We start from the raw sequence: 22,863 nt of genomic DNA, 5'->3' as shown, positions 1-22,863 counted from the left end.
AGAAAGGAAACATAGATGCAAACAGCTAACGCTAACACACCTATCACCGTGACCGTCCGTCACGAAAAAGTCACCGATTCACTTCGGGACTACGCAACCAAACGCATTCAGGGGCTTCACCTGGATTACCCCAAAATCATCGAGGCAAAAGCCATCCTCGACGTACAAAAGAACCGACACATCGTCGAGATCATTCTCTTTTGTGCCAACCACATCACCATTGATGCATCTACCGAAGGCAAAGACATGTATGCTGCCATCGACGACACCATTTCCAAAATCGCACGGCGCATGCGTAAACATAAAACGCGCCTCCTGCGCAAACAGCGACCGAATCGACGCAAGGACACCATCAAGCACCTTGATGAAAAGGTGTTCTCATCCGAGTTCCTTGACAAACTCGACCACGAGGAAGAACTCGAGCAGGATCCGGAACCCATGATCATCCACCGTGAAAGCTACCGTCTGAAAACGATGCTCAAAGAGGATGCCATCATGGAACTTGAACTCTCGGAAAAACCCTTTGTTGTTTTCAACAACGAACGGCGTGACGTTCTACAAATTCTCTATCGGCGCAAAGATGGCGACTACGCCGTCATTGAACCGTAAATACCACTTTAACGGTTAGACTATAGAACCGGCAGTCAATCCATCACACACCGCAAGGTTAGATCATGTATCCTACATGCCTAACTGCGCGGTGTTTTTTTATGTACCTAATCCGGCTCCCATCATTGGGCTCACCAAGAAAGAGCGACAGGGTACAATCCTGTCCTACATCCCCCCCGTCAAATCCAGCGATGTATTCAAGGGTCCAGTGCCAAAAGTAGGACAGCTTTTCAAGCTGTCGGCAGGCTTGGGTAACCAAAACCAAAGCACTCCACAACCACCTCCACCAAGAAAGACCGACAGGGTACAATCCTGTCCTACATTCCCCTCGTCAAATCCAGCGATGTATTCAAGGGTCCAGTGCAAAAGTAGGACAGCTTTTCAAGCTGTCGGCAGGCTTGGGTAACCAAAACCAAAGCACTCCACAACCACCTCCATCAAGAAAGACCGACAGGATACAATCCTGTCCTACATCCCCCCCGTCAAATCCAGCGATGCATTCAAGGGTCCAGTGCCAAAAGTAGGACAGCTTTTCAAGCTGTCGGCAGGCTTGGGTAACCAAAACCAAAGCACTCCACAACCACCTCCACCANAAAGACCGACAGGATACAATCCTGTCCTACATCCCCCCCGTCAAATCCAGCGATGCATTCAAGGGTCCAGTGCCAAAAGTAGGACAGCTTTTCAAGCTGTCGGCAGGCTTGGGTAACCAAAACCAAAGCACTCCACAACCACCTCCATCAAGAAAGACCGACAGGATGCAATCCTGTCCTACATTCCCCCCGTCAAATCCAGCGATGTATTCAAGGGTCCAGTGCCAAAAGTAGGACAGCTTTTCAAGCTGTCGGCAGGCTTGGGTAACCAAAACCAAAGCACTCCACAACCACCTCCACCAAGAAAACCGACAGGATACAATCCCATCCTACATTACACCACCAATCCGGTAGAGCGCTTCATGCAGACTCCCCCGCAATAATCTTCAAAATTCGCCGCTGATTAATTGTCCTCACCCGGAGGACATCCCTTGACGCCTCAGGTCGGAGCCGTGCTACGTTTACTCGAATCCGGTGAGGTATTGCCATCTTGCTTCCCAGACTGGGAGCGTTTGCTGCGCGACATTCATGTATCAACACCGAAGGCCGGGAGAATCCACAATTGCAGAGCAAAATAGAAAGCAATGGCACCGATAAAGAACCAAATTGATTTATCCATGGCACAACGTAGCGCATTATGAAAAAGTTGCCAACGATCAATGAGCACTTTTTCGACAGCCCACTTTCAGATAGGCTTGAACACTTCGCTCCGCCTAAAACTTCTGTGCATCCTCACTCATCTTCATCAGGACCTCCGCCCATGGCGTGCCTTCATACTTCCGAGACTCCCGCTCGCAGGCTGATGAAACCTTGGGATCGGCTTTCCACTGACTGGCTGAGATTTGTCCAAACGTCTTTTCCGCAAACTTACGGATACCTGCAAGCCCCTCTACGTAGAGCTTGTTCATCTCGTCACTGCCGAGGTCATCGTATGCCTTTTTCGCCCTCGGATCGTCAAAGTCATATTCATGAGCGAAGTCTGCCCACATGTAGGCTCGCAGGGGATTATTTTCCCGACTCCCTTCGATCAATTCGCCGAGGGCATGACGGTATCGCTCATAATCCTCTGCATAGTCCGACTTGTTGTCACTGAGAAACACACCGTTGAGGTGGGTGATGGCATCTTCACAGAGCTCGCCATTGGCCCAGGCATGGCGTCCGGGAAAGTACCTCAGCACCGCGCCCTTGTGGGAAACACCCTTAAAGGCGTTGGCCATATCCGTTCGATTAAAACAATTGGATCCACAGAGCCCATATACAACCTGCTTGCGGCTGCCGATTTTTCCTCCCGCCCCACAGGCAATCACCCCGGTGACTTCTTTGCGCCTTTGTGAAATCAAATACGCCATACGCGAGCCTCCGGAAAAACCCGTCACATACACCCTCTCTTTATCAATAGGCAAGGATGCCTGCACATGATCCATCATGTTGGTAATCGCGTCACTGCTCTTGTTAAATCCATTTTTCGACTGCTTGGATACTGCCAAAATCCATCCATTGCGTTCGGCGCCGGCAACGTAACGCTTGGCCGTGCCCCCACCACCCCCGCCGGGACTCATAATATACAGAACCGGATATTTCTTTCCTTTCACCAAGCTCTTCGGCAGATACAGAAAGTAACTGAAATCGCCGTCACATGGGATCTCAGCCGTTGTTTTTCCCAACGGATAGGGCAGGTCGTCTGCCGGCGTCCCCGCATCAGGAGCATCCACCACCTGGGTTTCTCCCGATTCATTAGACTGAAAGTGCTCAGCTAGGAAATCCTGATCGTCCTGAATAAGTTTGCTTAATGGCACCGCAACCGTCTTGCCATTCCCTTTCTTAAAGACTGCCTTACCGCCCTCGACTTTGAGGCATTCGGCTTCCAAGCTATGTCCACTCAGAGCAGTCCAGGTTCTCACTTCCGTCGGTTCAGACCATGCCAATGACCCCCAAGCTAACAAAAAACCGACCAGTATCCCGAAATGTCTTTTCATAGTTGTCTCATACACCTTGCCATACGTCATCGACAAGGATAAACGTCTCAGATGATCCACAAGAAGATACCGTCATGACCCCGGGTCAATAACCCTCCGTCAAATTACATTCTTGCGAAGAACCACTATATTTTTTCTTTCGTTGGCGTATAATGACCGCCATAATTCGTTTCATGAGTCATCTCCACCCATATCTGGTCCATCTGCTTCTGGTTTTGACGCTTGGTGCCCTTTCCGTCCATTCGACGAGTGCTGCAACGGGCAGCAGTCTGGAAGGGGAAATCGAATCCTATATCAAGTCGCTTCGCGGGAAGGGCCAAATCCTCGGTCAAGAGCGCACCGCATGGTTGGCATACGATTTAACTTCGGAAAAAAAACTGGCCGGCATTAATGTCAATGAATCTCTCCAAGCCGCAAGCATGGTAAAGGTTTATTTGGCCTTAGCCTTTTTTCACCAGGTAAAAGCCGGCAAGCTCCATTACGGGCCGGCCAGTCGGCGCCACATGGAGTTAATGATCCAAAAAAGCAACAATACATCAACGAACTGGGTCATGCGTCAAACCGGAGGCCCCTCGGCTACCCAATCCCTACTCAAACGTCACTACCCCTCACTTTGCCACCAATTGTATCTCGTTGAATACATCCCGGCAGGTGGACGAACCTATCGCAACCGGGGGTCGGCAGGAGACTATGCCCGCTTCCTCCATGCCTTGTGGAATGACAAGCTCCCACATTCAAAGGAAATCTTACGGCTCATGGGGCTACCAGGGAGAGACCGACTCTACTCAAGCGCCAAACGGGTTCCCACAGGCACAAAAGTTTACAACAAGACCGGCAGCACAGCCATGTGCTGTGGCGATATGGGCATTCTCGTAGCCCGAGGTTCCAATGGTCAATCCTATCCCTACATTCTCATCGGCATCATCGAAAACGGGAATCGTAATCTGTCCTACGGCCCCTGGATCAGGAGCCGGGGCAATGTCATCCGCGAGGTATCAAATATGGTTTATCTCTCCATGAAGAAGCGCTACTCCTTATAGGATACATTGAATAAAATGCGTATTCGAACATGCACGGCTTCTCATCCTCAGCCAGAGGACAACTGGCAAGCCCTCATGTAGGGGGGAAGCTAGGATGTTGAGTCAGATTGCTTCTGAACCACTCACGATCCACAATACACGCTGGTGGCGCCATCTCAGAACGTAGGACAGATTTTCAATCTGTCGGCTGGCTTGGCAAACACAGCCTTATACCATTCTCCCGGTTATTTTATCGGAATGGTCAAATAGTGAAGAGCTTGAGATGGAAGCAAGTCAGCGTAGCTGATGGGAATGAAAAGCGGTGTTTTTTTGGCTTGATTTCGGCGTTTTTCCTCAGTCATGTAGCTCGCTACATTCCTTTGTCACGCCTTGAACTCAAGGCCAAACGAACACCGCCATTCCGACAAACGAACCACTCAAATGGTATTACCCCTTCCCGCCTTGGGTTGCTACAATTGGCCCCCCACTCACGATCTGCATTGCACACAGGTGGCTCCATTTTAGGAAATAGCACAGCTCCTCTATGCTCCATCACTGATTCTTCATATTGTGTGCCACCATGGTAAAAAACGAACGCAGCTCCAATTGAATCGATTCCGGAACCTTTGCCTCATCCATCGCTTCATCCATGAGTTGCAGCCAGCGTTCGGCCTCGGCTTCACCGATGGGAAAGGGGGCATGCCGCATGCGCAATCGTGGGTGGCCTCGTTTCGCCTGGTAGCGAGGGTCGTTGCCAAAGCGAAAGAGAAGGAAATGGAGCAAGCGCTCTTCAGCGGCCTCCATTTCATCCGGTGGATACATCGGCCCGATTAAATCATCGGTTTTGATCCGATCATAAAAAGCGGAAACCATCCGGGTGAATCCGGCTTCACCCAGGATGGTATAAATAACTGCTTCGTCCATAGGAGGGGGTAATGGGTCACAGGCGGACAAACACCTGGACCCGGTCGTTTAAAAATTAAGCGTCTTGCTGACGGGCGCTGGCCTTGAGGCGCAGGGCATTCAAAGCAATGAAACCGGTAGCGTCATCCTGGTTGTAGGCCTCTTCAGCACCACCTTCCATCGTCGCCACATCCTCGCTGTAGAGAGAGAACGGTGAACGGCGGCCTGCCTGGATGCAATTTCCCTTATACAGCTTGAGGCGAACCTCACCGGTAACCGTCTGTTGGGTGGATGTCACAAGTGCCTGAATGGCTTCACGCTCGGGAGCAAACCAGAAACCGTTGTAAACCAGCTGGGAATACTTCGTAATCAGGTCATCGCGCACATACTGGGCTTCGCGATCAACCGTCAGCGTCTCGAGGTCACGGTGAGCCGCAAGGATGATGGTTCCGCCGGGAGTCTCGTAAATGCCACGCGACTTCATGCCAACAAAGCGGTTTTCAACGATATCGATCCGGCCAATTCCGTGTTTACCTCCAAGGAAGTTCAGCACCCGCATCACCCCGTATGGGCTCAGCAGAGTGTATCCGTCTTTTTCACCTTCCACCGAAAAATCACCGAGATCGGAGATCACCGCATCCAGACCGTCATATTTCAGGCCAATGATATTGCCTTTTTCGAACAGAAACTGGACATACTCAGGAGCATCAGGAGCATCTTCCGGAGAAACCGAAAGCACATACATATCGCGGTCGCGCTCACCACTGGCGTCATACCAGGTATCTTCAAGAGCTCCGGCTTCAAAAGAGATGTGAAGCAAGTTGCGGTCCATGCTGTAAGGCTTCTTCATGGATGCCTGCACCGGGATATTGTGTTTTTCGGCATACGCGATCATCTCGGCACGGCCTGGGAACTGAGCACGGAACTCGGCATCCCGCCATGGAGCAATCATCTTGATCTCCGGAGCAAGCGCTGCCACAGAAAGCTCGAAGCGCACCTGGTCATTACCCTTGCCTGTCGCCCCGTGGGCGATGGCATCAGCTCCCTCTTTAATCGCCACATCCACCATTCCCTTGGAAATACAAGGACGTGCGATCGAAGTTCCAAGTAAATAGCGACCTTCATAAAGCGCGTTGGCCTGGAACATCGGGTAAATGTAATTGGCCGCAAAATCCTCCTTGAGGTCACCGATGTAGCACTTGCTGGCACCGGTGCTCAAGGCTTTTTCTTCAAGTCCGTCAAGCTCTTCGCCCTGCCCGACATCGGCACAGTAAGCAATGATTTCCGCGTTGTATTTCTCTTTCAGCCAGAGAAGAAGAACCGAGGTATCGAGACCTCCTGAGTATGCGACAACAATTTTCATGATGATTGAGATTGGGTTGAAATGAGATGGGCACAGCCACTCCCGGCGGTGTGCACCCCCAGAAAGAAGCACGGAGCAGCCAAAGAAGCAAGAGCCAAGCTCCCTGAAACTGTCACCATCGCTCGACCTGCGGGCCCGATCACGCGGATGCATCCACATCAACATTCACCCCAGCCACCGGGCGACCTTCTGGATCGAGCTCCGCGCAACAGCGCAGGCACACAAACACGGCCACCCCGGGCGAGATCCTACTGGCAAGCGCTGACTCAGTCCTGCTTTTCCTCGACGGTGGCGGAGCTTTCCACATCCCTGACATCGCTATCCTCAATCGAAAGCACAGGGGCTGTTTTACGGTTCGGGATGACACGCCGCATCAGCTTCTTCAAGCCTCCTTCGGCCTCTTTCTGGCTGAGTTCAGCATCACGAACGGCCTTCTCCCAGGCAGGGGCAAAACCTGGAGCCTGCTCGCGCATTGCACTTGCCGCCGTTTCCAAAATTTCCAATTGCCGACGCTCGGCTCTGCCCGGTTTTTGTTGGGCGGCATTCAAATTCACCCGGAGGTTTTCATTCTGCTCTTTCAGGCCATTCAGTTCCTTTTCAAGTTGCTCATTTCCCTTTGCATTGATCTTGAGCTGAGTGCTGAGGTGACTCTGCAATTCACGGTTTTCCTCTACCAAGCGCTTGTTATCCGAACGCAGCATCACCACATCCTTGTGCATCAAACGCCAAGTCATCACCATAAAAAACAAGCCCAACACCAACCCCCATGTAAACGGCTGCGACAATACAAAGATGACCTGATCCATGAACGGGAGCTTAACCCACAACGACAAAATGCCAAGCCCACTTTTCCCGGCGGTGCAATTCCTGTATCCCATTGTAATCGCCAAGCCTCACTGCAAGCGCTAGCTTCTCCAACAACGAAAGGAACCGAATGAACCTCAATACGATCAAACGTGGATTCACAAAAACCAATCCCGAGCGTGGACTCCACAGCCTGCCGGGTGCCCGCAGATCAGAACTCAGGCACGAAACCCCCGAAACCATTCGGATCCGGGGGAAATACATCAGCGACTCACATGACTCCACCGGGCGCGTCATCGGTATACTCGCATTTTTCATCTCCTGTATTTGCACCCTGATTCTGATTTTACTCTGCAGCCATTGGCTCCCCTTTGTGACACCCCTTGTCCACTTCGACACACTGCTAGCCATGTATGTCGTTCTGGGCTTTATCCTCCACCTCATGGTGATCATCGCCGACACCATGCGTAATTCCAATGCTCCCTGGGCCAGGAAAAGCATCATCGTTTTCTGGTCAGGCATCGGAGTGCTACTCGCCATCTCCATCCCCATTCTGATTCTTATTGAAATCGTCTAATCGTCAAACCACACGCTAATAAGTTAGAACCGGTCAACTTTTTGATAGCCAAACAGAACCTCCGTGGGCATAGTAAGGTATGACTACTCGCCATTTACTACCCCGCCCCCTGCCATTACTATGCCTCGCAGGAGGTCTCGCAGCACTAGGACTGAGCGCTTGCTCCACTCAGGTCGAACCAGAGCCGGTCGTCCCAATTTCCCTCAACGAAGGGGTTGCCGGCCTCCCCTATCGTGACACCATCAAAGCGCTTCCTGGATCCACGCCAACGGCCAATATGTTTATCAGCTCAGGCCATCTTCCTTCCGGACTGAAGCTGACCTACTACAAGGAAGGCCAGCAATCCACCCTCGACGGGACGCCGGCATCCCGTGGCACATACCACTTCACCATCACCGATCAATGTTACTCTACCCAGCGACGGGGTGACACCTTCCACCGGCACTACAGCCTGACCGTTCAATAGTCCAAGTTCTACAAGCTCTGCTAACGCAGTTTTTTTCTCCAGTAGTCCGGGATCAGCACCGTCGGAACATCCCCAGGAAAGGTTCCTCGTATGTGTTTGAGTTCCTCGGGAGAAGGGACGTCCGTGCGCGTTAGATCCGCGACCACCCACCAACCGTCGCGATTTTTTCGTAAAAAAGTCAACTGTTGAAAATCGCCAATCATGCTATTGGCGTCGGAAAAAGCACTCCCGTCAGGGTTCACAGCATGAGCCTCGAAACAGGCGTAGTTTCCTTGCACCTTCAGGGTCTCAATTTTCCATAAAAACGCTTTTTTGCGGTCCATCCCGTGCATGCTTCGGACATACTTCCGCATGACGTCACAAATTGCCTTACGTTCCGGAGCCCCCTGTTTAGGTGTATAAACTTTCTCCAAAGCCTGAGCACCACATGGCCACATACTGGCCATCAACATCATCAGTAGAATGCATCGTTTCATCATTAAACCCCCTTTTTAGATTGCGAACCAACATACTAACAATCAACGCAATACGTCAATCGTAAAAACCGGCTCGATCCAGAGGAGCGATCAGGGAGACCTCTGCATCATTTGATAATTCTGCCAGGCAAACAATGCCATGAAAACTGCAATGAACCATTGGTTTGAGGCAAAGCCCAACACCGCCAAAATACCGGCAACCACCACACCCGTCAGGTGCACAGCTCGCCCCCGCCGAGGACCTAGCACAGCCGCCAGCATTTGACCGCCGTCCAATGGGTAGATCGGAAGACAATTCAAAAAAGCCCAAGCAAGGCTGATCCAACAAAGGACCTTGATAAAATACGCAATCGGAATGCTGGGAGGAGCCACGATGCCCGCAAGCACCAGAACCAACAGCCCAAATATAATCTGCAAGCCCGGCCCGGCTGCAGTCACAAGAAACGATTGCTTGCGGGATAAAATACCCGCCTGATAGGACGCGTATCCGCCGAATGCAGCCAGGGTGACCTGGGTCTGCAATCCATATTTCCGGATCATCAAGGCGTGCCCCATCTCATGTACCAGAATGGAGATAAATCCAGCCATCATAAAGAGCACCACCATCAACATCCCCTGGGCAGAATCAACCGTGAATGCGCCGCCCAAAAGAGCCATCGTAATCCAGAACCACGGCTCTACCGTGATCGGTATGCCAAAAAGTGTAAATCGAAACATCGAACAGTAAGTAAGTCAAAAATCCGTAACTGCAACGACTATTTGGCACGCAGGAGGTTGGCCGCACTCACGAGGGCTTTCAAACCGGCCATCTCAATCGATGGATCCACACCGCAACCCCAAACCAAGGAGTCATGTTCCTCGGAACGCAACTGAATGTAGGCAGCAGAGTCAGCATCCGATCCCTTGCTTACGGCGTGTGATCGGTAATCGGTCAAGGTAAAGTCCTTCAAACCAGCCTGTTCAAGCGCATGCACAAAGGCATTGATCGGGCCGTTCCCCAAGCCTTCAATTTTCCGCTCCTGTCCCTCCACCGAGATATTGGCATGACAAGCGACCTCACCGGCTTGGCCAGCGTGATGATCCAACTCGTAGTCCAACAAACAAAGTGGCTCTTGCAGGTTAACAAAAAACTGGAAAAAAGCGTCCCGGATTTCCTGAATCGAAAGCTCCTTACCGAGTTCGTCGGCCAGCGCATAAATCCGGCTACCCACCACTGGATGCATGGACTTCGGTAAATCGAAACCATGCTCCCGGTCGAGAATGTATGCCACACCACCTTTACCACTCTGGCTGTTGATCCGGATAATCGCCTCATAGCTACGTCCGGTATCGGAGGGGTCGATCGTCAGATACGGAACGCCCCACGGAACCTCCGGGTTCTCCTTGAGTTCCTTGCGGCGAAGATCAAATCCTTTTTTAATCGCATCCTGATGGCTACCGGAAAAAGCAGTAAAGACAAGCTGTCCCGCGTACGGGTGACGCTCGCTGACCGTCATCCGGGTGACCCGTTCATACACAGCAATCAAAGATGGCAGATCTGAAAAATCGAGCCCGGTTTCAATCCCGTGACTGTTCATGTTCAGGGCGACATTGACAATATCCAGATTGCCGGTGCGCTCACCATTGCCAAACAAGGTGCCTTCCACCCGGTCGGCTCCGGCCATCAGACCCATTTCCGTCGCTGCGGTTCCAGTTCCGCGGTCATTGTGGGTGTGCAACGAAATATCAACGGCATCCCGGCGGTTCAAATTCCGTCCCATCCATTCGATCATATCCGCATGCACATTGGGGGTGGTCCACTGCACGGTGTCCGGCAGGTTGATGATCATTTTCTTCTCCGGCGTCGGCTCCCAGATATCGATCACCGAATTGCAACACTCGAGGGCGAAATCAAGCTCGGTGTCCGAAAACGACTCTGGAGAGTATTGCAACACGATCTCGGTCTCGGGCAGCGTCGGAGCCAGGTCCTTAACCAGCTGGGCACCATCCACCGCCAGTTGCTTGATTTCCTCACGCGAAGCATCGCCAAAGGTAATACGTCGCTGTAGCGGCGAAGTGGAGTTGTAAATATGCACAATCGCCCGCTTGGCACCACGGATGGCATCAAACGACCGACAGATCAGATGCTCGCGAGTCTGCACGAGCAACTGGATTGTAACATCCTCAGGGATCAGATCATCTTCGATCAAGCGACGACAAAAATTAAACTCGGTATCCGCCGCTGAAGGAAAACCAATCTCAATCTGCTTGAACCCAACCCGGCAAAGCAATTGGAAAAATTCAAGTTTCTCCTCGATCGACATCGGTTGTGGCAAAGCCTGGTTTCCGTCGCGTAGGTCCACAGAACACCAGATCGGAGCTTCAACGATGGCTCGGCTCGGCCATTGACGGTCGGGCAGGTCTACCGTGGGAAAAGCACGGTATTTTTTGATGTTCTCAGGTTTCATGACGCGGCTCCCATGAAGTTTTTCAGATCAAATTGCAAGCCACAAACACCCCACAGGCCAAATTCCACTCAACAAATGATGGAAAAGAGCACTTCACCTCTCGATGAAACACGCACCGGACTCGCCCCACTACACACACGCCCCCCCCCCGGCTTGGATCATCCTGGCGGTTCTAATTTGAAAATTGCATGATTGACGGCCCGGCTCAATAAGCTAGATTGACCAATACTCTGATTTTATCGATACCATCAGTCAAAAAACCAAACCTCCTCATAGAATGTTCGCCAAACACAGCCTTGCCCTTCTCCTGATCTGGTCTCCCGTTCATGTCGTATCAGCTGCCATTTCCTTCACTGACCATTTTGATACCAGCCACTACGGCCCCACATTGGACAATGGGGAATCAGCCAACCCATCAATCTACACGTGGCAAGTCATCAACCATGTCAATGCGTCAACCAGCATCCCCATCGGCAACAACGGTGCGGAAATCGCATGGCACAGCCAAGGTCACGGACACCCCAGGGCAGCAGAGGCTGATCTGGTTTTCACCGAGGCCTCTCGCCCCCAACTGCAAGGAACCATCCTGCATTATGACCTCGTCGAGCGACACGACTACACCGACTTGTATGTCAAAGTTGAGGGCCATGCCAACCACCAGATCTTCAGCTTCGCTCAAACGGGAACCGTCAAACTTGAATTCACCGACCTCGGAATTGACGAGTATATTAACAACAGCTTCATCCAAACTCGAAGCTACGCAAGCCTGGGGTGGGCGGCGGACGACACCATTGTCTCATTTCAATTTGTTGGCCGCCATCATGACAACTCCCACTTGAATATCAGCGCCTTCGACAACATTCAGTTCTCCGCCGTTCCCGAACCATCCTCCTCGATGATGTTAGCAATCGGAGTCTTCGCTCTCGGCATCCGCAAACGTAAATAGTCGGACCTGAATTTTCCAGAGAAGCTCGATGACAAACAAGATGGCTTGTTCGTTCAACTCACAGCAGGCATGATGAGATCGCCGTATCTTGCTCGATCCATCGCCCATCTTACTTGTAGGCCGCTTTTCCTTTACGCCGCAGCGCTTTTGCCCCTATACGTGGGGTTATGCCATCATCCGACGTTTGCTCCTTACTCCAAGACCTGATCCGCATCCCAAGCGTCAATCCGGACGATACCCCGGGCACTGCCCGGACCGGAGAAGCTGAACTTGCCGACTTCGTTCGCAACTACCTCGAAAATCTGGGATTTACCGTCAAGCTGGAACGCATCCAACCCGGACGACCTAATTTGATCGCCAGGGCCCCGTCGGCAGATGGCCTCGGCAAGCGCCCACGCATCCTTTTTGGCCCCCACCTTGATACCGTCGGGGTGGAAGGCATGACCATCAACCCGTTTTCTGGCGACCTCTACGATGGAAAAATCCATGGCCGTGGAGCATCCGACACCAAAGGTCCGATGGCCGCCATGCTCCAGGCGCTCACCAACTGCCGCGATATGCTCTCCACCATGCCCTACGCCATCGATTTTGTCGGCTTCATGGGTGAAGAATCCAGCCAGTGGGGGTCCAAACAATTTGCCAAACATCATGCCGCCGACTACGAGTTTGCCCTGATCGGTGAACCCACCTCTCTGGATATTGTACACGTCACCAAGGGGTCACTCTGGGCGACACTCACAGCCGAGGGGAAAGCCGCCCACTCATCCCAGCCGGATCAAGGTGAAAATGCCATCCTGCATCTCACCCGTTCACTTCAAACGCTGAACCGCTACCTCGTACCGACACTCGCTAAATCCAGCCACCCCGTGCTCGGCCACTCGACCCTGAACATCGGCGTGATTTCCGGTGGCACGCGAGCCAATGTGGTTCCGGATTGCGCCACGGCCCAAATCGACATCCGCACCACCCCCTGCCTTTATGCACGGGGAGGTGGCTACCAAGCTGTTCGTGAATTCATCAAAGAGCATGAACTGCCGTTGGAGATCAGCCACCATGTGGAAAATCCACCCATGGATGTCCCCGCCGATCACCCATGGATTCAGCGGTTAACCAAGGTGTCAAAAAATGCCGACCATAGCGCCCACCCACGCACCGTTGGTGCCCCATGGTTCTCGGATGCAGCCCACCTGAACAAAGCCGGGCTGCCATCCATCTGTATCGGACCAGGGTCGATTGACCAGGCTCACACCAAAGACGAATTCATTCATGTCAGCGACCTCGTTGACGGCGAGCACTTCTTCACCGAATTCATCCGCTCACTGGGAATCTAAGCTCTGCTGGGACACCGGATTCCCAAGCTGTCCCCTGAAAAGACACCCAGCCACGGACGGCTCTCCACTTGAAAAGTGGTTCCGATTTGCTTTGCTGATGGCACCATGATGTTCATCAGCCAACACCTCACGCCCATCGCAACCTGCTTCGCAATTGCCACAGCATGCCTCGCTCAAACGGTTCAGTCGGCAGAAGCCACCGCTGATCACAGCCCATTCGTGCTGCCCACCCCCATGAAACAGGAAATGGCCGAAGGCCAATTTCTAATCAACAAAGGAACCCTCCGCTTTCAATTCCCCAACGGCAAAAAACAAGTCGGCATCGGCCGTCACATCACCGCCCTCGCCAAACAACTTGGATTTCAACACATCCAAACACCTCAAGGGCAGCCGGTCAAAACCCACTCCAACCTTCAGGGAGGCGGCTACACTCTGGAAATCACCCCACGGATCATCACCATCACGGCGATGGCCGACAATGGTTTTTTCTACGCCCTGCAAACATTACGCCAATTAATCGTTAGAGATCACATCCCCTGCCAAAACATCGCAGACAAACCACGCTACGCCTGGCGTGGTTTACACCTCGATGTTTCGCGCCACTTTTTCGACAAGGCATACATCAAACGCCACCTCGACCTCATGGCCTTGTATAAATATAATGTCTTTCACTGGCACCTCTCAGACAGCGACGGCTGGCGCATTGAAAGCAAAACCTACCCGAAACTTCACGAAGTCGGTGCCTGGCGCCCTCGCGTCGGTAGACCCGGGAACCAAGCCAAAGGGCTGAACCATGACAAAGGCAAACGCTACGGTGGCTACTACACCCATGCGGACATCAAAGAAATCATTGCCTACGCCAAATCCCTGCACATCGAAATCCTACCGGAGGTCGATGTCCCCGGACACTCGAAAGCCATCATCGACAGCTACCCCGAGCTCGGAGCCTCAGGCGATGTGCTCAACGTTGGCAAACCTGAAACCATCACCTTCCTGGAAGGCATCTTTGCAGAAACGGCAGACCTCTTCCCCTTCGGACACCTCCACATCGGCTGCGACGAGGTGGGGTTGGACGCCTGGAAAAGACATCCGGACTGCCAACGGAAAATGCAAGAGCTCGGAACCGACGACCCCCACGTGCTGCACAAGTGGCTCGTCGAGCACCTCCAACAGTTCCTTGCAGCGAAAGACAAAAAAGCCATCGCATGGTGCGAAGTACTCGATGCCAAGGTCGACGCCAAGACCGCCGTGATGTGCTGGCGCGATAACGGTGGCTGGATCAAGGCGCCCAAACTCGGACACGAAATCGTGGTCACTCCCTCAATGCAAGCCTACTTCAACTACCAGGAGGACGTGGCATCCAACGCTCCGGGACACGGCGGATACCGCACCATCATGAGCAAAGTCTATCACTTTGACCCCACAGACGACTCCCTGAGCGAACAAGAAAAGAAACTGGTCCTCGGTGGACAGGGCTGTGTCTGGACTGAGTTCATCCCGCTGCCCAAACACGTCGAGTACATCACCTTCCCCAGAGCAGTCGCCCTCTCCGAAGCCCTCTGGACGCCCAAGGCCAACAAAAACTGGGAAAGCTTCCAAAACAAACTCGAACTGCACCGGGTATTCATGGACAAACACAAGATCCAGTACCGGGTCGGAGCCCCTGTGCCCGAAGCAAGAAAGATCAAAATCGTCGGCAAGACCCGGATCAAATTCAGCAACCCGAACCTCTCCGGAAACATCCACTACACCACCGACGGCAGTGAGCCCACAGCCGACTCACCCCGATACACCAAGGGCATCGAGGTTTCAGATTCCTGCACCGTCCAATCCATCGTCGTTCTCGATAACGGCCGGAAAAGCTATGTCACCTCAGTCGAGTGTGAACGCAAGCAAGCAAAAGCCGGGGTGAAGCTAAACAATCCACAAGCCGGAGTGCATATCCGCAGCTACCAACTGGCCGATCCACAAACCAGCTTTGTCTCTCTGCTCAGGGCCGAGCCAAACACGGTCACGACCACAAGCGACTGGCGCAAGGTTCCGGCGCAAAGCACTCACATCGAATACAACGGCCATCTCAAAGTCGAAGAAGCCGGGGACTATTCCTTTTTTACTCAAAACCATGACCAGAAGCTGATCGTAAGCGGCCAAAACTTCTCAGGCAATGATCGGAACGCGGAGGGCATCGCTCTGGCTCCCGGCCATCACCCGTTCACCATGCTGGTCAAAGGAAACCTACAGGACACCGGCATTCGCTATTCCATCAACGACTCAACGCCCAAAGTGCTCACCAACTTCGTTGCTGACCCGTCGATCAAACGCAACCCATTCAGCCTAATCGATACCAACATGCAAACATCCGGCAATCACAGCCCGGAGCTCGCCATAGACGGCAAACAAGAAACCTTTTTCTGGTCGCGCCATGGCGTCAGCCCCCAACATCAGTTCTCGGTCTTCCTCAGTCAGCCCCAAAAAGCAAGCAGCATCACCGTCACCACAGGCAAGCCCAACGGCGGAGACAAACTGGAAGCCGCCGACCTCGAAGTTCTCTACGAGGGAAAAAACAAATTCACCAAAGTGGCTGACTTCACCGGAGGCGTAGCCACCGCCACCAGTCTGGAGCTCCCGGTCACCGCCGTACGCATCAAGGTCATTCGTCCCCAAGGCAGCTGGCTCGTCATCCGGGAAATCGAAATCAAGTAAAAACCAGGGGCACGATCCGAGGCAAGTGGGGGCGTCCGCCCCCCCCGACGAACACCGCCATTCCGACAAACTAACCACTCAAATGGTATCAGTCGCGCGCGGAAGTCATCGCTTTCAACTCTGGAACAAGCAACGAGGCCCAGAGCTCATAGCCGCCACCACTGAGGTGGATCCCGTCTCCACGGTAGGCTGATTTTTTCAGTGCCCCATCAGGCTCAAGGAACTTTTCACTGAGATTGAGGTAACGCACCTGTGGTTCTTTTCCCAAGGAAGCAATCTGCTTGTGAATCTGGTCACAGGTGAGACGTTGAGGGCTGTCAGACTTCCAAGCCGTTGGCAATGGCCCCAACAACAGAATCCGGCTCTGGGGCAGTTTCTGTTTCAAGCTAGCCACCAATTGCTTGATTCCACCACTGATCTGTGTCGCGCTGTGGCCATGATTGATGTTGTTCACCCCGATCATCACCACCACCACCTTGGGCTTGATCCCGTCAACATTGCCATGCTGAACCCGAAAAATCAGATGTTCGGTCCGGTCACCGGAAATACCAAATGAAGCAGATTTCCAATGCTTTCCAAATTGCTTGTCAAAAGTTCTTCCCCCGCTTGGATCCGACACCCGTTTGCGCGGCCCCGTCCAACTTTGAGAAATGGAATCACCGAGAAAGATCAGCTCCAGATCCGGGTTTGCTTTGGCAATACGGTTGATATTTTCGTGCTGGTCCCACCAGATGCCTCCACCCCACCCTGCCGAACTACCACGGAATTCGGCCGATGGAGAAGCCATTGCGGCGGGGTTCCGGTAAAGTCCATGGGCCTTGAGAGCAAAATCAACGATCGGCGCCGGGTTCTCCAAAGCGTGAGGATGATGCCCCTTACCCGGTTTTTCAATGACCTGTAAACCCGGGTAACCTGCCAGTTGATCCCTTGCAAAAAAACTATTCTCATCAGCAGGGACTACCTTGTCCGCGGTGCCCACCAAGTAGAGCAGGGGCACCTTGGCCTCTGCCAATTGTTTCACGGTGTCTACCGGGTTTTTGTCGTAGGCCCTAGCCGCTGCGTCATCAGCCAAACCATATACCTGCTTGCAACGATTCCAGTCCTTCTCAGACCCCTTGCCTGTGCCGAGCCCTCCCGGCCAGCTGGTGATATCCATCACCGCATTGTCAGCAATCAATCCAGCCACCTTGGCCGGGTTCGCCACCGCCCAGTTGTGAATGATCAATCCCCCGCGGCTCATACCTTCAAGCACAACCTTCGCATGCAAGCCGATCCGTTGCGTCTCCTGATAGAACCGATCCCATCGCTTCACCGCGTCAGGCGCACCAAACAGGTTGGCGACATCGCAATAAACCACATGCCATCCGAGTTCGAGCATCGCGACATCAAACTGTGGCTGGTGCCCCCAGAAACGAGCGCGCCACACCCAAGGAGCCCCCTTCGCCACCCGGCGAGGTTTGACGATTTTACAAGCCACCCCGTCGAGCTTGAAATCGAGCATCTCAAAGCCATGAAACCAGGACGATTTTGTGGCCTTCGGATAAGAAATTTTAGGCGTGGTTTCGCGAGCCGTTGTCAAATATCGATACAAGTGCCGAGCGATGGCCTCCGCGCCAAAGGCATTGGGGTGCACCCCATCCGGAACCCAATCCTTGTGATTCAACAAAATCGGACGCAGGTCGATCATCTCAACGCCCAAATCCTGTGCCACCTTGGCAATGGCCGAGGACACTTCCCGCTTCACCACCTTCTCCGTGATTCCCCAGCGATCTTTGGCAACCACCACCGGCTTGCACAAAATCACCCGGGGCTTTGAGGGAAGAGCCTGATAGGTTTTCACCAAGGCCATGGCATCCGCGGCAAACTCCCCCTTGTGCTTCCAATTCTGCGGTTTGCTGTCGTTGGTTCCCAACTTCAGAATCACAATATCCGGCTGAAATTCCAAAGACTTCCGGTACTGCACTTGTTTCATATACGGTAAATTCCCCTTGGAAAGCATCGTCGCTCCGCTACGACCAAAATTTCGCACCTCATACCCAGCTCCCAACAGATAACCGAGCTGGCGCGGGTAATTGAGCTTTTCTCGTGCGGCCACACCTGCCCCAAAGGTGATCGAATCACCAACACAGGCAACTTTCACCGGTGCCGCAAAGATGGTCACCACCAACATGCAATACAGCACCATGCCGCTCCAACACTTTTTACTCCTATTCTGTTTCATCATATCAATCCCTCGAATTCATTCGACGCTCCATTGGAACGCATCGAGGTGGTCAATCCTATCACAAAAAACCTGTTCCCATAAGAAACATGCGAATTCCTGCCACCGATACCCCAAATTTAGAGTAATTATTTTCCGCACCCAACGCGAAAATCCCACCATGGCCATTGATATCCACTGCCCCCATTGCGGCAACACCTTCTCCATTCCGAACGAATATCTTGGCCGCAAAGGCCAATGTGACCAATGCGATACCAAGTTCATCATGGATGCGCCTCAACATAGGGATGCTACCCAGCTGCCTCCGTCAGCCCCCGCGCCATCTCCAGCTCCAGCTCCCACCCAACCTTCTTCCTCACGACCTAGGTTCAACAGCACGCTGGTTGCAGGGTTCATCCTCATCGCTGCCACAATCGCGGGAACAGGCTACTTGGCCTTGCAACAGGGAGGACAAAACAACACGGCCAAGCCAGCCCAAACCCATCCTTCCGCCGATACAGAAACATCCGCCTCTGAAAACAAGATGGAGAGCCGGAATACCACACCTAACACCATCACATCAGACAATCCCATAACACCCCCCGAAACCGACCATCCAAAACAATCCAACATCAAGCCTAACCAATCAAAAAAATCGCCGAGTCTCCTTCAAGCCCAAACCAACACTTATCATTACTACCCGGTGTTTGCCAGCGACACCCACAAGGGCGAAGCACCTCACTCCCTCTACAAGGGCCCCCGTCTAAGACCTCAAGAGCTTGAAAACATCTCTGAAAGAGCCCTCGTTTCCTCACCTCACTATAACATCCACAAGGCGACCTCCTTCACCGACGCCACCATTTTGCCAATCGACCCCAGCCAGGGGCGCTACCTGCATCTCAACTTACTCAACAACTTCTCTACCGACCCCAAAAAGACGGGCCATTGCCACATCCACGAAATCTATTTAGCGGATGAACAAGGACACCTCATCGCCAGTGATCGTTTCCAACTCATCAACTCCGATAAGCTCAATACACATTACGGAGGCGAAGGCCCGGCTCACATCATCGACCGCAACAACAACACCAACTGGCACTCATCCCTGGAGCAAACCTTCCCCTACGCCTTCGGTATCGACTGCCAGCAAAGCATTACGCCACGCTACCTCGTCTTCCTCCACCGCGGAGGGCGAAACCGCGACTACTTTGTCAAAGAGCTCGAACTTCAACTCTCTGGTGCGTCGCAACCCGCCCCGGACAAATGGAAACGTTACAATACAAGCAAGCATCATTTCCAACCTTCGTCGATCCGCAACCATACCCCGGCCCATGCCGACGCCGCCGGTTTGATCAGCATCCCACACTACCAATCTGTTAGTCAACGTGGCCGATTGATCTTCCCCGTCTACAACCACAGCGAGCAACGCTACGCCATTATGCTCAGAAGCAAAGACGGCAGCAGGCAGATCAACGGCCAATTCCAAGCACCTCAATATCTAGAAACCATCCACGACGGTGTGATCTCAACACAGCTCACACTCACACCCGGAGTCCATCAGCTCAGCATCATTGCCAAAAAAGAAACCCTCGACAACATCCTCGCCGTTGACCTGGTTCCCAGCAGCCACGCCGATCACTACAGCCCCGACCCCGCCCAGGACCCTGTCACCATCTACACCCCGGACTACGACGAACTCCACCCCGACATCCTAAAAAAGATGCTCACTCTCGCCGATGGCCATTACGACATCCGGACCCGCATCCCGGATGCCATCAAATCCGGACGCAACGGCTACCTGATCATTACCAGTGAAAAGAAAAAGCAATCCCTCAGCCAGCTCGATGCCTTTATTCGGCACAAACGCTCCCGCGGCTTTGACATGCATGTCATCACCGAAAAAGATTTCGGTGGAGGAACCGGGCGCAAAGCAGCTTACAACATCCGCAACTGGTTGGTTGAAAACCACAAGCAATACAACACACTTTATGTTCTAATGTTAGGAAACCCTCACCCGATTGAAGGGGACACCCCCTACAAAAAGGTCGCCATGTGGGGAGCCTTGTGGAAGGAGATCAGTGAAATTGGAGTTGAAGAATTCCGCAAACGCCACCCGGAAAAAGACGAGTGGGACGGATATGCTCCCACCGATTTTTTCTACGCTGATCTCACCAGCAACTGGGATAAAAACAACAACGGCGTCCTGGCCGATGACGGAGATTATGGCGAAGGCGGTATCGACGGCCAAGCGGAAGTCTATGTCGGTAGGATTCCCTTCTACGGTATCGATGCCAAACACGGCAACGCACGGGATGTCGATGACATCCTGCGCCGCGTGATTCGCTACGAAAACGATGCCGGCGACCTGTTCTGGCGCCGCGACATGTTCTACGCCGGAGAAGGCACCTTCGACCGCACCCAGAATATGATGCAGAACTTCCTCCAGCATTCCGGCGCCACCATGCTCCGCCACGCCCACCACGAAGATTCGATCTTCGAAGCCGATGTCGACCACTACCGCCAACACGCATCGATCGAAACCCAGAATCAGGGGAAATTTGGATTCATCTACTACCAGGAACACGCATCGCCCTACGGGATCGGAGCCATGTCATCCAACGGCACGGAACAACTCGTCGAGAAGTACCCAGCGGTCTTTTGCCTCGGCGGCTGTGATGTCGCCAGCCCCGAACACCCGTATAACCTTTGTTATGCCTTACTCCGTAAAAATGGAGTCGCCGTCTTCGGGGGCACCCGCTCAGTCACAGGCTGCAATGGTAATCGCTGGAATAAGCACAACGACTACTACAGCCGACTTCACTTCGGTATGAGCACCGGCGAAACCCTGTGGACGATGCGAAGTGACCAAGCCAAAGACAACCACATCGGAGGCACCAACTTCATGATCAACTTACTGGGGGATCCTTCCGTGGTGATCATGCCCCAACTCCGGGGGCCCGAACTTTCGGTATCACCCGCCTTCCAATACAACCTGTCTCTGGTTCAAGGAGCAAAAAAACTTCTCGAGATTCGATACGAAATTCAAAACAACACGCCGCAAACTCAAAAATACAATCTCCATGCCGACAGCGGACTTCAGCTATCCTCCCAACAGATCACACTTGAACCCAAACAATACAAGGCATTTACAGCTCGCATCCAGTCACCCGAAAAGCTCCTGACCGGAGACAACCTTTTCACCCTAACCATCAAATCGAACAAGCTCGAAACCAAACGAACCATACGTGTCAAAGTCGCCCCACGTGAACTTGTATTCTATCAAAATTTTAATTCCCCCATCAAATGGGAAGGAGTCGAAACACAACCAGCCACCGAAGAAAAAATCACCAAAGGCAAATTTGGATCTGCCGCCAAATTTGAACAATATGGCATTCGCATCAACAGCAAGCGCTTTGCCAACCGCAAAGACTACACCATTTGCTATCACCAGAATATCCTGAAAGCAGGTCGCCACGATGTGATCCAAACCGGCAACATCTCCATCCTGCTAGACGGAGACACCTTGAAAGTCTGGAAGCACCCCGGGGGGTGGAACTACCTCGGCAACCCCGGAGCCAAAATCTACAACGGCCCCAAGGTCAAATTCGGTCAGTGGCAGTTTATCGCCGTCACCTACAGCCACGCCAGTAAAACCCTGAACATCCAAGTAGATCGAAAAAGTGAAACCCATCAACTGGATATTGATGATCTCGCCAACTTCACCTCCAACCGCATCATGGTCACCCCGCGCAACAACCGCTTTGCCATCGATGATCTGCATGTCTTCAATTTCGCCACAAGCGGATCCGAGCGCAGCCTGATTGCCAAACAAGAATTTGCCACTCCTACCCTGCCATTGGAAAATGCAAAAGTACATCCCAAGCAAATCACCTTGACCTGGAGCAACCACAGCACCCGCACCCGCGAAGTCGAAGTGGCAACCGATCCAGCTTTCCGCAATGTTGTCTTCAAGCGGGCAGCAAGACATGGCACCAAGGTAGGGTCACTCAAGGACCATACCCGCTATTTCTGGAGGGTTCGCCACACCCACGCCACTCCGATCACGCCAGCTACCATGGTGCGGAGCTTCACCACCGACAGCAACGTGAAACCCATCGATTTTGCCACCCGGGAAATCAAACTGCGCGACGCCAAGGTGGGCGTCTCGGGATACAACCAACGACTGCTCGGGTTCATCACCGGACTCGACCATGAAACCGCCCGCAAGCTCACTTTCACCAAAGTAGCAGGACCCGGCTGGTTGCGCATCTATCCGGATGGCTTGCTCTTCACCAATTACGGAGCCACTGACCGCAACCTCGGAAACAACACCTTTCAGGTGCTGATCACCGCTCCTGATGGAACCTCGCACAGCGCCAAGTTCAATATCAAGGTCGTTCGTTAAGCTCCGACCCGTCGTCCTTGTATCCCCTCCAAAGTTGGGCAGCTT

General features: G+C 52.9%; 16 protein-coding genes. 8 read left to right on the top strand and 8 right to left on the bottom strand.

Annotation, left to right across the window (positions count from 1 at the left end; genetic code table 11):
- Positions 1–15: 15 nt before the first annotated feature.
- A complete protein-coding gene (hpf, locus tag HW115_RS07315; protein ID WP_178931931.1) occupies positions 16–609 on the top strand; it encodes a ribosome hibernation-promoting factor, HPF/YfiA family in 594 nt (197 codons plus the stop codon).
- A gap of 1,306 nt (positions 610–1,915) precedes the next feature.
- On the opposite strand, the gene HW115_RS07310 is transcribed toward hpf, so the two are convergent.
- On the bottom strand, positions 1,916–3,178 hold the full coding sequence (locus HW115_RS07310; protein ID WP_178931930.1) for an SHD1 domain-containing protein: 1,263 nt from the start codon (positions 3,176–3,178) through the stop codon (positions 1,916–1,918).
- A 173-nt stretch (positions 3,179–3,351) separates the two neighbouring features.
- On the opposite strand from HW115_RS07310, the gene HW115_RS07305 reads away from it, so the two are divergent.
- Positions 3,352–4,218: a serine hydrolase gene (locus HW115_RS07305; RefSeq protein WP_178931929.1), complete on the top strand. Its 867-nt coding sequence runs from the start codon at positions 3,352–3,354 to the stop codon at positions 4,216–4,218.
- 531 nt (positions 4,219–4,749) lie between these two features.
- Here HW115_RS07305 and HW115_RS07300 read toward each other — a convergent pair.
- The 3 genes from HW115_RS07300 to HW115_RS07290 all read right to left on the bottom strand — a co-directional run bounded on the left by HW115_RS07300 (position 4,750) and on the right by HW115_RS07290 (position 7,269).
- On the bottom strand, positions 4,750–5,121 hold the full coding sequence (locus tag HW115_RS07300) for a globin domain-containing protein (RefSeq protein ID WP_178931928.1): 372 nt from the start codon (positions 5,119–5,121) through the stop codon (positions 4,750–4,752).
- Positions 5,122–5,176: 55 nt separating this feature from the next.
- The gene (locus HW115_RS07295) at positions 5,177–6,463 is read right to left on the bottom strand and encodes an argininosuccinate synthase (RefSeq protein WP_178931927.1); all 1,287 of its coding nucleotides are present in this window, start codon (positions 6,461–6,463) and stop codon (positions 5,177–5,179) included.
- Positions 6,464–6,729: 266 nt separating this feature from the next.
- Positions 6,730–7,269 (bottom strand): hypothetical protein, encoded by a 540-nt coding sequence (locus HW115_RS07290; protein ID WP_178931926.1) that lies wholly within the window; start codon positions 7,267–7,269, stop codon positions 6,730–6,732.
- A 128-nt stretch (positions 7,270–7,397) separates the two neighbouring features.
- On the opposite strand from HW115_RS07290, the gene HW115_RS07285 reads away from it, so the two are divergent.
- Together HW115_RS07285 and HW115_RS07280 are read left to right on the top strand one after the other, a co-directional pair.
- Positions 7,398–7,844, top strand: coding sequence for a hypothetical protein (locus tag HW115_RS07285; protein WP_178931925.1), 447 nt, complete (start codon positions 7,398–7,400; stop codon positions 7,842–7,844).
- Positions 7,845–7,923: 79 nt separating this feature from the next.
- Positions 7,924–8,310, top strand: a complete 387-nt coding sequence (locus HW115_RS07280) for a hypothetical protein (RefSeq protein ID WP_178931924.1) — start codon at positions 7,924–7,926, stop codon at positions 8,308–8,310.
- Positions 8,311–8,330: 20 nt separating this feature from the next.
- Here the strand turns inward: HW115_RS07280 and HW115_RS07275 are convergent, their stop codons facing one another.
- The 3 genes from HW115_RS07275 to leuA all read right to left on the bottom strand — a co-directional run bounded on the left by HW115_RS07275 (position 8,331) and on the right by leuA (position 11,233).
- Positions 8,331–8,789, bottom strand: coding sequence for a hypothetical protein (locus tag HW115_RS07275; protein WP_178931923.1), 459 nt, complete (start codon positions 8,787–8,789; stop codon positions 8,331–8,333).
- 87 nt (positions 8,790–8,876) lie between these two features.
- Positions 8,877–9,503, bottom strand: coding sequence for a metalloprotease (locus HW115_RS07270; protein WP_178931922.1), 627 nt, complete (start codon positions 9,501–9,503; stop codon positions 8,877–8,879).
- A 38-nt stretch (positions 9,504–9,541) separates the two neighbouring features.
- On the bottom strand, positions 9,542–11,233 hold the full coding sequence (leuA, locus tag HW115_RS07265; RefSeq protein WP_178931921.1) for a 2-isopropylmalate synthase: 1,692 nt from the start codon (positions 11,231–11,233) through the stop codon (positions 9,542–9,544).
- A 277-nt stretch (positions 11,234–11,510) separates the two neighbouring features.
- On the opposite strand from leuA, the gene HW115_RS07260 reads away from it, so the two are divergent.
- The 3 genes from HW115_RS07260 (at position 11,511) to HW115_RS07250 (ending at position 16,213) form a co-directional block, all read left to right on the top strand.
- The gene (locus HW115_RS07260; RefSeq protein WP_178931920.1) at positions 11,511–12,179 is read left to right on the top strand and encodes a PEP-CTERM sorting domain-containing protein; all 669 of its coding nucleotides are present in this window, start codon (positions 11,511–11,513) and stop codon (positions 12,177–12,179) included.
- Between the two features lie 167 nt (positions 12,180–12,346).
- On the top strand, positions 12,347–13,510 hold the full coding sequence (locus HW115_RS07255) for a M20 family metallopeptidase (RefSeq protein ID WP_178931919.1): 1,164 nt from the start codon (positions 12,347–12,349) through the stop codon (positions 13,508–13,510).
- Between the two features lie 105 nt (positions 13,511–13,615).
- Positions 13,616–16,213, top strand: coding sequence for a beta-N-acetylhexosaminidase (locus HW115_RS07250; protein ID WP_178931918.1), 2,598 nt, complete (start codon positions 13,616–13,618; stop codon positions 16,211–16,213).
- Between the two features lie 88 nt (positions 16,214–16,301).
- Here the strand turns inward: HW115_RS07250 and HW115_RS07245 are convergent, their stop codons facing one another.
- Positions 16,302–18,437, bottom strand: a complete 2,136-nt coding sequence (locus HW115_RS07245; protein ID WP_178931917.1) for a GDSL-type esterase/lipase family protein — start codon at positions 18,435–18,437, stop codon at positions 16,302–16,304.
- Positions 18,438–18,594: 157 nt separating this feature from the next.
- On the opposite strand from HW115_RS07245, the gene HW115_RS07240 reads away from it, so the two are divergent.
- Positions 18,595–22,818 carry a C25 family cysteine peptidase gene (locus HW115_RS07240; RefSeq protein ID WP_178931916.1) on the top strand — a complete coding sequence of 1,408 codons (4,224 nt, stop codon included), beginning with the start codon at positions 18,595–18,597 and terminating at the stop codon, positions 22,816–22,818.
- Positions 22,819–22,863: the final 45 nt, after the last annotated feature.

Origin of the sequence: Oceaniferula marina (assembly GCF_013391475.1) — a bacterium.
Classification (GTDB): domain Bacteria; phylum Verrucomicrobiota; class Verrucomicrobiia; order Verrucomicrobiales; family Akkermansiaceae; genus Oceaniferula; species Oceaniferula marina.
Note: the sequence above shows the minus strand (reverse complement) of the source record. Positions and strands in the feature narration are given on the sequence as shown.

Bases quoted from the DNA above. Each gene is read 5' to 3' on its own strand.
- HW115_RS07260 (WP_178931920.1), top strand. From the start codon at position 11,511: ATGTTCGCCAAACACAGCCTTGCCCTTCTCCTGATCTGGTCTCCCGTT.
- HW115_RS07285 (WP_178931925.1), top strand. From the start codon at position 7,398: ATGAACCTCAATACGATCAAACGTGGATTCACAAAAACCAATCCCGAG.
- HW115_RS07245 (WP_178931917.1), bottom strand. From the start codon at position 18,437: ATGATGAAACAGAATAGGAGTAAAAAGTGTTGGAGCGGCATGGTGCTG.
- leuA (WP_178931921.1), bottom strand. From the start codon at position 11,233: ATGAAACCTGAGAACATCAAAAAATACCGTGCTTTTCCCACGGTAGAC.
- HW115_RS07240 (WP_178931916.1), top strand. From the start codon at position 18,595: ATGGCCATTGATATCCACTGCCCCCATTGCGGCAACACCTTCTCCATT.
- hpf (WP_178931931.1), top strand. From the start codon at position 16: ATGCAAACAGCTAACGCTAACACACCTATCACCGTGACCGTCCGTCAC.
- HW115_RS07250 (WP_178931918.1), top strand. From the start codon at position 13,616: ATGATGTTCATCAGCCAACACCTCACGCCCATCGCAACCTGCTTCGCA.
- HW115_RS07295 (WP_178931927.1), bottom strand. From the start codon at position 6,463: ATGAAAATTGTTGTCGCATACTCAGGAGGTCTCGATACCTCGGTTCTT.
- HW115_RS07300 (WP_178931928.1), bottom strand. From the start codon at position 5,121: ATGGACGAAGCAGTTATTTATACCATCCTGGGTGAAGCCGGATTCACC.
- HW115_RS07310 (WP_178931930.1), bottom strand. From the start codon at position 3,178: ATGAAAAGACATTTCGGGATACTGGTCGGTTTTTTGTTAGCTTGGGGG.
- HW115_RS07275 (WP_178931923.1), bottom strand. From the start codon at position 8,789: ATGATGAAACGATGCATTCTACTGATGATGTTGATGGCCAGTATGTGG.
- HW115_RS07290 (WP_178931926.1), bottom strand. From the start codon at position 7,269: ATGGATCAGGTCATCTTTGTATTGTCGCAGCCGTTTACATGGGGGTTG.
- HW115_RS07280 (WP_178931924.1), top strand. From the start codon at position 7,924: ATGACTACTCGCCATTTACTACCCCGCCCCCTGCCATTACTATGCCTC.
- HW115_RS07255 (WP_178931919.1), top strand. From the start codon at position 12,347: ATGCCATCATCCGACGTTTGCTCCTTACTCCAAGACCTGATCCGCATC.
- HW115_RS07305 (WP_178931929.1), top strand. From the start codon at position 3,352: ATGAGTCATCTCCACCCATATCTGGTCCATCTGCTTCTGGTTTTGACG.
- HW115_RS07270 (WP_178931922.1), bottom strand. From the start codon at position 9,503: ATGTTTCGATTTACACTTTTTGGCATACCGATCACGGTAGAGCCGTGG.